This is a genomic window from Lysinibacillus sp. NPDC093190, assembly GCF_050280425.1.
Classification (GTDB): Bacteria; Bacillota; Bacilli; order Bacillales_A; family Planococcaceae; genus Lysinibacillus.
In genome coordinates, this window is sequence record NZ_JBNNVG010000058.1 from 1 (window position 1) to 9,698 (window position 9,698).

The 9,698-nt window shown below is 35.0% G+C and carries 10 protein-coding genes and 2 pseudogenes; 11 read left to right on the forward strand and 1 reads right to left on the reverse strand.

Annotation, left to right across the window (positions count from 1 at the left end; all coding sequences use genetic code 11):
* Positions 1-375: 375 nt before the first annotated feature.
* The gene (locus ACQKOF_RS24650; protein ID WP_427562923.1) at positions 376-570 is read left to right on the forward strand and encodes a hypothetical protein; all 195 of its coding nucleotides are present in this window, start codon (positions 376-378) and stop codon (positions 568-570) included.
* A 139-nt stretch (positions 571-709) separates the two neighbouring features.
* Positions 710-1,437 (forward strand): annotated as a pseudogene (gene tnpC, locus ACQKOF_RS24655) (IS66 family transposase); the annotation flags it as partial.
* A 172-nt stretch (positions 1,438-1,609) separates the two neighbouring features.
* Here tnpC and ACQKOF_RS24660 read toward each other — a convergent pair.
* Complete coding sequence (locus ACQKOF_RS24660; protein ID WP_427562926.1) at positions 1,610-3,802, reverse strand: DNA topoisomerase III; 2,193 nt, start codon at positions 3,800-3,802, stop codon at positions 1,610-1,612.
* 94 nt (positions 3,803-3,896) lie between these two features.
* Here ACQKOF_RS24660 and ACQKOF_RS24665 point away from each other — a divergent pair, with 94 nt between their 5' ends.
* The 9 genes and pseudogenes from ACQKOF_RS24665 to ACQKOF_RS24705 all read left to right on the forward strand — a co-directional run.
* The gene (locus tag ACQKOF_RS24665; protein WP_427562929.1) at positions 3,897-4,019 is read left to right on the forward strand and encodes a hypothetical protein; all 123 of its coding nucleotides are present in this window, start codon (positions 3,897-3,899) and stop codon (positions 4,017-4,019) included.
* A gap of 542 nt (positions 4,020-4,561) precedes the next feature.
* Positions 4,562-4,957 carry a hypothetical protein gene (locus tag ACQKOF_RS24670; RefSeq protein WP_427562932.1) on the forward strand — a complete coding sequence of 132 codons (396 nt, stop codon included), beginning with the start codon at positions 4,562-4,564 and terminating at the stop codon, positions 4,955-4,957.
* 62 nt (positions 4,958-5,019) lie between these two features.
* The gene (locus ACQKOF_RS24675) at positions 5,020-5,898 is read left to right on the forward strand and encodes an NADH dehydrogenase FAD-containing subunit (protein WP_427562935.1); all 879 of its coding nucleotides are present in this window, start codon (positions 5,020-5,022) and stop codon (positions 5,896-5,898) included.
* Positions 5,888-6,616, forward strand: a complete 729-nt coding sequence (locus ACQKOF_RS24680) for a hypothetical protein (protein ID WP_427562937.1) — start codon at positions 5,888-5,890, stop codon at positions 6,614-6,616. Before ACQKOF_RS24675 ends, ACQKOF_RS24680 begins: the two co-directional genes overlap by 11 nt.
* On the forward strand, positions 6,613-7,314 hold the full coding sequence (locus tag ACQKOF_RS24685) for a hypothetical protein (protein ID WP_427562940.1): 702 nt from the start codon (positions 6,613-6,615) through the stop codon (positions 7,312-7,314). Before ACQKOF_RS24680 ends, ACQKOF_RS24685 begins: the two co-directional genes overlap by 4 nt.
* A gap of 12 nt (positions 7,315-7,326) precedes the next feature.
* Positions 7,327-7,965, forward strand: a complete 639-nt coding sequence (locus tag ACQKOF_RS24690; protein ID WP_427562943.1) for an ABC transporter ATP-binding protein — start codon at positions 7,327-7,329, stop codon at positions 7,963-7,965.
* Between the two features lie 519 nt (positions 7,966-8,484).
* On the forward strand, positions 8,485-8,679 hold the full coding sequence (locus ACQKOF_RS24695) for a hypothetical protein (RefSeq protein WP_427562946.1): 195 nt from the start codon (positions 8,485-8,487) through the stop codon (positions 8,677-8,679).
* Complete coding sequence (gene tnpB, locus ACQKOF_RS24700) at positions 8,676-9,029, forward strand: IS66 family insertion sequence element accessory protein TnpB (RefSeq protein ID WP_427562948.1); 354 nt, start codon at positions 8,676-8,678, stop codon at positions 9,027-9,029. The genes ACQKOF_RS24695 and tnpB overlap by 4 nt, the downstream gene beginning before the upstream one ends.
* 29 nt (positions 9,030-9,058) lie before the next feature.
* Positions 9,059-9,698: pseudogene (locus ACQKOF_RS24705) on the forward strand (IS66 family transposase zinc-finger binding domain-containing protein); the annotation flags it as partial.

Genomic DNA, 9,698 nt, shown 5'->3' on the forward strand with positions numbered 1-9,698 from the left:
ATTTGGTGTGGTAACTACATTCTACACGAGGTCGTTATGGGCTTCCTTTATATTGACTTCTGGGTGTTGCACTTAATATTACAATCCGTCATAAAAATAAATAAACCTCAAACTTAAACCCACACATTTTCATGAATCTTTGTTTGAGTGTGTGGGTTTCTTTTATAATAAAATCAAAGTTAGCAGCAATATTTAGTTCAAACTTCATTCTAAACTAACAATTGGGGAAATAAATGTTATATGGTTAAATTTATCATTATTTACTTTTTGATTTTAACTCTTTGAATAAACGTAAGCCCGTATTCAAATAACGCATATAAACAACCAGGCACCTCCGGTACGATAGATGTATCAATTAAAGGAGGCGCTTTTTTTATGTCCACTACAAAACTAACAATTGTCCCTGTGTCACTAAATCCCATCACTGACAAGTCTTCTTTTATCAATTCATCGCAATTTCCCTCTGAGCCAAGATGTGTCATTAAAACAGCTGGGGCTGAAATATCCTTCTTCAATGGCGTAGATGAGTGCATCATCCAAACGATCATTAAGGAGCTGAGCAATCAATGAAGCATGATTTTACGAGCGTGCAAAACATCTATATTATTTGTGGCAAGACCGATATGCGAAAAGGCATTGATGGTCTCGCTACACACATTCAAGATACTTTTGAACTAGACCCGTATAGCGATTCCATCTTCTTATTTTCTGGAATTGGGTGTTCCGAAGTGTACCAAGTCAAGGACCGATCACGTTCTTTTTCAAAGTGCATTATTGAGAAGTCGTTCTGTACTAGAAGAATTTACAGAGGGCTTTAAATGAACCGTGATTTGTGATGGTTATTCGGCATACGGTAATCTACCTGATGTCACGTTCGCCAATTGTTGGGCGCATGTGCGACGTTATTGGTTGAAAGCCGATAGCAAGAATGGGCAAATTGGCGTGGATTACTGTGATCAACTGTATCACCTAGAACGTCAATTCAAGCACCTTTCACCAGATAAACGCCGAAAATCACGGCAAAAACATTCAAAACCGATTGTAGAGAAATTCTTAAAATGGGTGGACGAATCACCTTTCTTCGGAAAAAATGCCTTAGCTAAAGCTGCCGAGTACACATTAAATCGTGTACATGGATTAAAAGCTTTTCTGTTCGATGGTCGAATTGAAATCGATAATAATCCAGCTGAAAATGCGATTCGCCCAACTGTGATTGGTCGCAAGAACTGGCTTTTTTCTGTTAGTGAAGCCGGTGCTAAAGCGAATGCGATCTGTTTAAGCTTGGCTGAAACAGCAAAAGCAAACGGCATCGATTTCTATCAATACCTAGTGACGTTAATGACAGCATTGCCAAATTTACTGATTCACCAGCAGCCAGAGATTTTAAAGAATTACATGCCTTGGTCGAAAAAAATCCAAGCCACATGTGCAAACTAGCCATCTATCCGAAAAAAATTAGGATAGATGGCCATTCGTCGTGTGTACCGAAAAGGTGCGCTTTTTTTATATTTCGGGCTTACGAATAAACAGCCTTATTTTAAAATAAAACGCCCCAATTGTTGAGCATACTAAACAATTGGGGTATTCAAATACACTATTATTTATTTACTTAATCGAGCTTCATGCCTTTTAATAAATCAGCAAAAGGATTATTTAATGGTTCTGCCTCTTTCTCTTGCTGTTTCATATATTTTTGAACACTACGCTTATCTACCTTACCTCCACCTTCTTTTTTACGACGAGCTTCAAATGCGGATAATTTTTCACGGTAGCCGCATTTACATACAAAAATTTGGCCATCACCTTCACCACGTAATTCTAATTTCTTCTTACATTGTGGGCAGCGAGCATTTGTAACACGAGCTACATTTTTCTTATGTCCACATTCACGATCCTGACAAACAAGCATTTTACCTTTTTTACCGTTTACCTCAAGCATAGGCTTACCGCAATCAGGACAAGACTTTGTTGAAATATTGTCATGCTTATATTTTTTATCGCTTGCTTTAATTTCAGCAACAATTTTTTGCGTATGTTGCTTCATTTCATTAATAAATACTTCTTTTTTCAATTTCCCTTTGGCAATTAACTCTAGCTTTTGTTCCCACTCAGCAGTTGTAGCAGGTGAGCGTAATTCTTCTGGGACTAGATCTAATAGCTGACGGCCTTTTGAAGTAATATAAATGTCTTTGCCACCACGCTGCTCAATCATAAACGAGTTAAAGAGCTTGTCGATAATATCAGCACGTGTTGCAACCGTTCCTAATCCACCAGTAGATTTTAAAGTATCCGCTAGCTGCTTATCATTTGTCTGTAAATACTTTGTTGGGTTTTCCATTGCAGACAGTAATGTGGCCTCAGTGAAACGTGCAGGAGGTTTCGTTTGACCAGATGTTTGTGCGATTAAACGAACTTCTAGTGTTGCGACGTTTTCAATACGAGGGAAGACCTGTTCTTTTAAATCTTCTTGATTTTCTTCATCGTCAAAACGGTTCTCGTATACTTCCTTCCAACCAGCTGTCACAATTGTTTTACCTTTCGCAATAAAACTTTCATCACCAATTTTCGTACGTAGCGTTAATTGCTCGAATTCATGCGCAGGGTATAATACCGCTAAGAAACGTTTTACAACTAAATCATAAATTTTACGTTCCTTATCATTAAAGTTTGCAAAGTTCACATATTCTTCTGTAGGAATAATAGCATGGTGGTCAGACACTTTAGAATCGTCTACAAATGCTTTAGTCGCTTTAATAGGTTTTGTTAATACTTTATTCGCAAGTGAACGATATTCGCCAACACCACAAGCTTTTAAACGCTCTGGTAACGTGCTAACGATATCACTTGAAATAAATCGCGAGTCTGTTCGTGGATAAGTTAGAACTTTATGCTGCTCATAAAGCTTTTGCATAATGTTCAATGTTTCTTTCGCAGAGTAGCCGAAAATTTTATTTGCATCCCGTTGCAGCTCAGTTAAATCATATAGGCCAGGAGCAAATGTTTTTTTCGGTTTACGCTCGATTTCGACAACCTTAACATTGTCATTGCTAATTTTTTTTACGATTGTATCGATTTTATCTTTATCAAAGCTGCGTGAATTGCCCTTTGCATCCTGCCACGTTAGCTTCAATTTATCGGTAGTTTGCGCTTCGATGCCATAATACGTTTGTGGCTTAAAATGTTTAATTTCATCTTCACGTGCTGCAACCATCGCAACGACCGGTGTTTGTACACGTCCACAGTTTAGCTGAGCGTTAAAGCGTGTCGTTAAAGCACGTGTTGCATTTAAACCGATGTACCAATCTGCCTCGCTACGAGCAACAGCTGCATGATATAGGTTATCGTAATTTTTGCCGGGCTTTAAGTTCGCAAACCCTTCTTTGATTGCTTTATCGGTAACAGATGAAATCCATAATCGTTGAATAGGCTTTTTATACTTTAATTTTTCTAAAATCCACCTTGCAACTAATTCACCTTCACGACCACTATCGGTACCAATAATACAACTTGATACATCAGATCTCTCTAATACATGTTTGACCGCATTATATTGTTTTCCTGTTTGTTTGATCACCGATAACTTTAGCTTTTCAGGTAGCATTGGCAGGGAATCTAAATCCCAAGTTTTATATTTGATATCGTAGCTTTCAGGATCTGCTAAAGTAACTAAGTGACCTAAAGCCCATGTCACAATATATTTATCACCCTCAAGAAATCCATTTCCTTTTTTACTACACTTTAATACTCTTGCTATATCTCGTGCTACAGAAGGTTTTTCTGCGAGTACCGCTATTTTAGACATATAAACACCCTTTCTTATGAAGAAAATATAACATAGAATGCTTGTTTAAATACACTAGGACAAATTTAGGTCTAATATTTAAGAGGAAATGTTTTTGATAGAAGAAGATAAGAATAAATATGTTGAAGACGAACAAGTAGTTGAGTTTGTTAATGAAATAGATGAGGAAATTAAGTCTATCATTTATCGATTATACGATAAGACTTTAAGAGATTAGGCAATCGCTAGAGTCTTTTCTACTTACTTTTACCATTGTTTTATAGTAGAAGAAAAATGTTTTGGAGTAATAAAGAATTGGTAACCTTAATGCACTATTCTAATAATAGAAAATTGGTTGTAAAAAGTGCTTACAAGAAATCAAATGCTCATGTACTCTTTTTGTACACAATGTTGCAACTTGACATGAAGCCTCTGAGAGCAAGAGTAAGAAGCTAAGAAGCCAGCTATATAAAGGCCTAGCTATGCCTAGACGAGACTAACATGCCCTCCAATCCAACGCCAAGTAAGATTGCAATACTCTTTACTTTTATTTTGCAATATACAAGTACGTTAAGGTTAAAGAAATGCGTCAAAAATTACCATATTTCTACCTTTTAAGGCAATAAACGCTTGAAAAGGAAGATGTATTAATGTATATTGATTACAAATACAAGGCAAAGGAGGTAATATATTCCGGTTAGAAAGGTGTGTCTAGAGGTTATTTATGGTGTTGTTTGGCTTAGGGAGATTTTAAAAAACAAAAAAAGGGGTTGTATTTTAATGAAGAAAAAGTTATTAGCATCAACATTATGTGCAGTAGGGTTATTGGCAAGTGCAAGTTTGGCAAGTGCAGGTACTAGTGCTGTTACATATGCAACAGATCTGCCGGTATTCTCCAATAATATATATTTAGCAACAGGGAAAAAAGATGATAATAGTCTATCAAAGGTTGAAAATTCAGTAGTTGGTTCTACTTACACAGCAAATATGTGGATCGTTGATGCTAACGGAAAGAAGGTATCTGCAACAGCTACAAAAGTAACTGATAATGATACACGCCAATTTACTGTTGATCAAAAAGCTGTTGGTGACAAAGTAAACCTTGCAGCAGAGAATGATACTGTGACATATGTTAAAGTGGAAATTTCAGGGAAGTTTTATCCTGATACAAAATAAAATGGTAAGGGTTGTCTGTTCACAGACAACCCTGTGTTTAATTTAAGATAGGGGGGAGATCAATGCTCGTTGAATACAAAAAATTACTGAAAAATAAAAATTTTTATCTTAGTCTTTTTACATTAGTACTAATTGTTATTATTGCTGTATTTACAGGTGTGAATACTCATAAAGAAGAATATCTTTTGTTAGAGAATATTTACGAGAAAAATGAAAATGTTTTAAGTCTGGTTTCTCCTCATAAACAATGGGTAGGCTTCTCTGGTGCTTCTAATTTTGCTGCAAGCTTGTATTATTTTATTTTTCCAGCACTAATCTCTATTGCACTTGTAGACTCGATATTTCGTGAAAGAATAAGTGGTAATCAAAATTATATGTTTCTCCGGATGAGTAGAAAGAAATATTATACTGTAAAGTTTGTTAAGACTTACATAACAGCCTTTTTGTTGTTCGTACTTCCATTATTCCTAGGGGTTATACTTGTTAACCTCTTAACAAACCAGTGGGAATATACAACTTATGCAACTAGCTATAAAAGTTTAGTGGAAGGGACAATTTTACTGCCGGATAATGTATTTGCAGGAGATATAAAAGTTCTTTTTTCTGATTTATTAATAATGTCTCCATATGCATACATGGCATTTTATTATGTGCTTGGTGGACTTTTTGCCAGTGGTTATATTTGTATGGGGCTAGCACTCTCCATGTTTATCAAAAATCATTATTTAGTTATATTTATGCCACAAATTATTTATATCGCTTGTTGGGGTTTATTAACGGTCTTAGGGAAACCACAATGGGATCCATTTAATTTGATAAACCCTAGGCAAAGTTTGGAACAATTATCTATTACAGCAATCGTTGTCACATTTCTTTTACAACATTTTATAGCATTTGTGATTTACTTCATGGGTGTTAGGAGAAACCGTGATGTTTTATAAATTTTTAATGTATAGTATACAAGATATTCAACTTAAAAAGAAGTTATTTTTCATGGTCATATTATTTATTATGACAATGATGTTGTTTGCGATTATTCCTAGTCATACGCTGGTGTTGACTAGATGGCATTCCGTGAAAGACTTTATGTTATTGTTTCGTTATGAATATTTTCATCTACCTATATTTCTAGTCCTGTTAGGCACTTTTTCTGAAATAAATGACTGGGTCCTCCTAAGAAGGTATATTCATCGACAGCACATTGCTTGGCAAAAAATATGTTTAGTATTCACAGTTACAGCAATTTTGACTGCAATTATTATGCTAGGTAGTACCATTAGCACCTGCTTAGTGAAATATATGATTTACCCTCATGTAACAAATTATAGCGCGTTGTTTTTATATATGCCTGACCTTGTAGAAGATGGTTCGTTACTTTACTTCGTCTATATGTATTTTTGCTTGACTGCTATTAGTGGTCTGCTTTTCATTTTACTTCAACAGTTATTAAAAAATAATTTTATTAGTACTATTATAATCATGTGTGTTGTCGTTTTAGACCAAATGACTATAAGCATTGTACCTACTCTCTTTTATAAAAGTGAATTTATTTCACCAATAAGCTCATTTTTGAAGCTAGTAGCAATTGCTGTATTGTTAGTAAATTCTATCCATTATTTAGTAAATAAACTAGACTTTTACGTGCGAGATGATAAATGATGAGAACATTTGGATTAGAGTGGAAACTAATTCGTGAAGATGCATTTAAAATTGCTTTAATCTTTATAATCTTTCCTATTTTTAGTGCGCTACTATTTCTTCATAAAGCAACATTATTTGATGATATGATGCTGCGACAAGCCTTCACTATACTATTTGGTCAAATTAATCAATTCAATTGGATTTATTGGACGTTTTTATGGTTCGGCTATGTTATTTTGTTACAAATTTTATGGAAGCCTCGCTCAAAGTATTTTTTATACAACATGTTATTGCGTTATCCAAATAAAAGCTTATTTTGGTTGAACCGACTATTGTTAATATTTATCTTTACTGTATGCTATGTCATGCTCTATTTTGTCGCAAGTTTTTTTCTTTTTTTATTTTTTCAAGTGCATATACAACTCGACTTCTCTATTGTGATACAAGGTGTTGTAATATTGGTGAGTATGTACCTTCATTCGTTATTATGGAAATTAATTGAGCTACTTTTTTCAGCAAAAATTGCTACTGTATTACTTGTTATTTTATTTTACGCTGGTGTGGAAATATCAGCGCCTTATATCCCTTTCTATTTTGGGATGACAGAAAATTTCAGGCCAAGCATGTTACCAACCATTTTATTAGCTGAAGTGGTACTAATCTTTATAATGAGCGTGCTAATTGTTAGAATCGGATTAAAAAAAGATTACTATTAGGGAGAATGCGATATGTCTATTGAAGTATCAAATGTTTCAAAGGTTATTAAAGGACGAACTGTGCTAAAAGATATTAACATTCACTTAGAACAAGGGAAAGTATATGGCTTTGTCGGACATAATGGTTCAGGGAAATCCATGTTATTTCGTATTATTTGTGGTTTAGTAAAGCCTAGTATAGGAACGGTAAAATTATTCGAAGATGTATTACATAAGGATATTTCGTTTCCAAAAAGTGCAAGTGTTATTCTTGAAAAACCAGGGTTTTTAGAGCATTATTCAGGATTTTTGAACTTGAAATTTTTGGCGGCTATTAGAAACCAAATTAATGACGATGATATAAAAGCTGCGATAGAAAGAGTTGGATTAGATCCAACAGATCATCGCCCAGTTAAAACATACTCTCTTGGTATGAAACAAAAACTAGCCATTGCTCAAAGCATTATGGAAAAACCCGAAATTATCTTGTTAGACGAGCCAATGAATGGTTTGGACGAGGATTCTGTACAAAAAGTATATGAGATCATAAAAGATGAAAAACAACGTGGTGCTACAATTTTATTAACTTCGCATAATAAAATCGACATTGAGTCCTTATGTGATCAAGTGTATATGTTACATAATGGTCTGTTGACTGAGAAGAGAATCTGACCTTTTATATCAAATAAAATTCTATCAAACAACTGCCTTGTTGGTGGTTGTTTTTCTTAAGCAAAATGCTTATATGATAAAAAATATAACTTTTTAGAGTAGGCCCAAACTTAAATACATTCTTAATTTGATAAAAGAATTAATGGAAGATAAAGATGAGTTTATATCTAGCCTAAAAGAGTTAGTCATAAAAAGTGCAGTCTGTGTAAGCTTGCTATCTAACAATGATTAATTATAAAAAGCTAATCTCGAAGTTGATGGGAATATATGGATGGAAGTTATATAGAAGAAATAAATAATAAAACAGGAAATAAATAAACTGCCCCATACCAAGTAGACAATGGAAATAATAAAAATCGTATTAAGACGGCTTGAGCCCTAATTTCTAAAGGACTCAAGCCGTTTAATTGTTTCTGGTAGCGATAGTGGTTTTAAAGTAAGCCCGTAATCAAATAACGCATATAAATAACCAGGCACCTCCGGTACGATAAATGTATCAATTAAAGGAGGTGCTTCTTTATGTCAACTACCAAACTAACAATTGTCCCTGTGACACTAGATCCTATCACTGACAACTCCTCATCAACAACTTCACCACAAAATGCTCCTGAGCCGAGCTGCATCATTAAAACAACTGATGCTAAAATTTGCTTATTTAATGGCGTAGATGAGCGCATCATCCAAACGATCCGGAAGGAGTTGAACAAACAATGAAGCATGATTTTACGAGCGTGCAGAACATCTACATTATTTGCGGCAAGACCGATATGCGTAAAGGTATTGACGGTCTCGCAACGCTCATTCAGGATTCTTTTAAACTTGATCCATATAGTGATTCCATCTTCTTATTTTCTGGATGGAGCAAAGACCGCTATAAATGTTTGTACTTTGATGGTGATGGCTTCGCAATGCTTTATAAACGATTAGATAACGGTAAACTGCAATGGCCAAAAGATGAAAAGGAAGTGCGTAATCTTTCACAACAGGAGCTTCGTTGGCTGTTGGAAGGCTTATTACTTCAGCAACCAAAGGCAATTGCGAAATCAGAAAAAGGTGTCTTTTAAATCTATACACCAAAGTGGTATAATCATCCATGACTTATACTGAACGAAATGTGGTGAATACAGTGGGTAACGTATCTTCTAACCAAAATGAACGATTCATTCAATTACTTGAGCAACAATTGGCTCATTCAAATCAGCAAAATAATGAACTGTCAAAGAAGTTGGATCAATCATTAAAACAAATAGAAGTGTTAACAGAACAAGTTCGCCAATTAACAAAAGCTTTATACGGTTCCAAAACAGAAAAATCAAAGTATCAAGCACCAGACGGACAAGGCTCTTTATTCGATGACGATCCGTCTTTTAACGAATCTGAGCAGACAGAAGAACAAAGCACAGCGACGATTACTTATACTGTTAACCGTAAATTACATAAGAAAAAACGGAATGATTTTTTCATGATGGGATTTAAATAGAAGAAATTCACCATCATCCCACCAATACACAATGCGACTGTTGCCTTGGCCAAATGACCGAAGCTGGTACAACTATTGCACGTGAAGAAGCAAAATTCATTCCGGCAAAAATGATGCGCATCCAGCATATTGAACATGCCTACGAGTGCAAGCACTGTAAAATGGATGCCACACAAAAAGCACAAATGAAACGTGGGAAAGCCCCACAAGCTGCCATTCAGCGAAGCATTGCGGGACCTACTGTTCTAGCAAA

What these genes read in the sequence shown, in the direction of transcription:
- ACQKOF_RS24685 (WP_427562940.1), top strand. Translation starts at nt 6,613, where the DNA reads ATGATGAGAACATTTGGATTAGAGTGGAAACTAATTCGTGAAGATGCA.
- tnpB (WP_427562948.1), top strand. Translation starts at nt 8,676, where the DNA reads ATGAAGCATGATTTTACGAGCGTGCAGAACATCTACATTATTTGCGGC.
- ACQKOF_RS24660 (WP_427562926.1), bottom strand. Translation starts at nt 3,802, where the DNA reads ATGTCTAAAATAGCGGTACTCGCAGAAAAACCTTCTGTAGCACGAGAT.
- ACQKOF_RS24695 (WP_427562946.1), top strand. Translation starts at nt 8,485, where the DNA reads ATGTCAACTACCAAACTAACAATTGTCCCTGTGACACTAGATCCTATC.
- ACQKOF_RS24690 (WP_427562943.1), top strand. Translation starts at nt 7,327, where the DNA reads ATGTCTATTGAAGTATCAAATGTTTCAAAGGTTATTAAAGGACGAACT.
- ACQKOF_RS24680 (WP_427562937.1), top strand. Translation starts at nt 5,888, where the DNA reads ATGTTTTATAAATTTTTAATGTATAGTATACAAGATATTCAACTTAAA.
- ACQKOF_RS24670 (WP_427562932.1), top strand. Translation starts at nt 4,562, where the DNA reads ATGAAGAAAAAGTTATTAGCATCAACATTATGTGCAGTAGGGTTATTG.
- ACQKOF_RS24675 (WP_427562935.1), top strand. Translation starts at nt 5,020, where the DNA reads ATGCTCGTTGAATACAAAAAATTACTGAAAAATAAAAATTTTTATCTT.
- ACQKOF_RS24650 (WP_427562923.1), top strand. Translation starts at nt 376, where the DNA reads ATGTCCACTACAAAACTAACAATTGTCCCTGTGTCACTAAATCCCATC.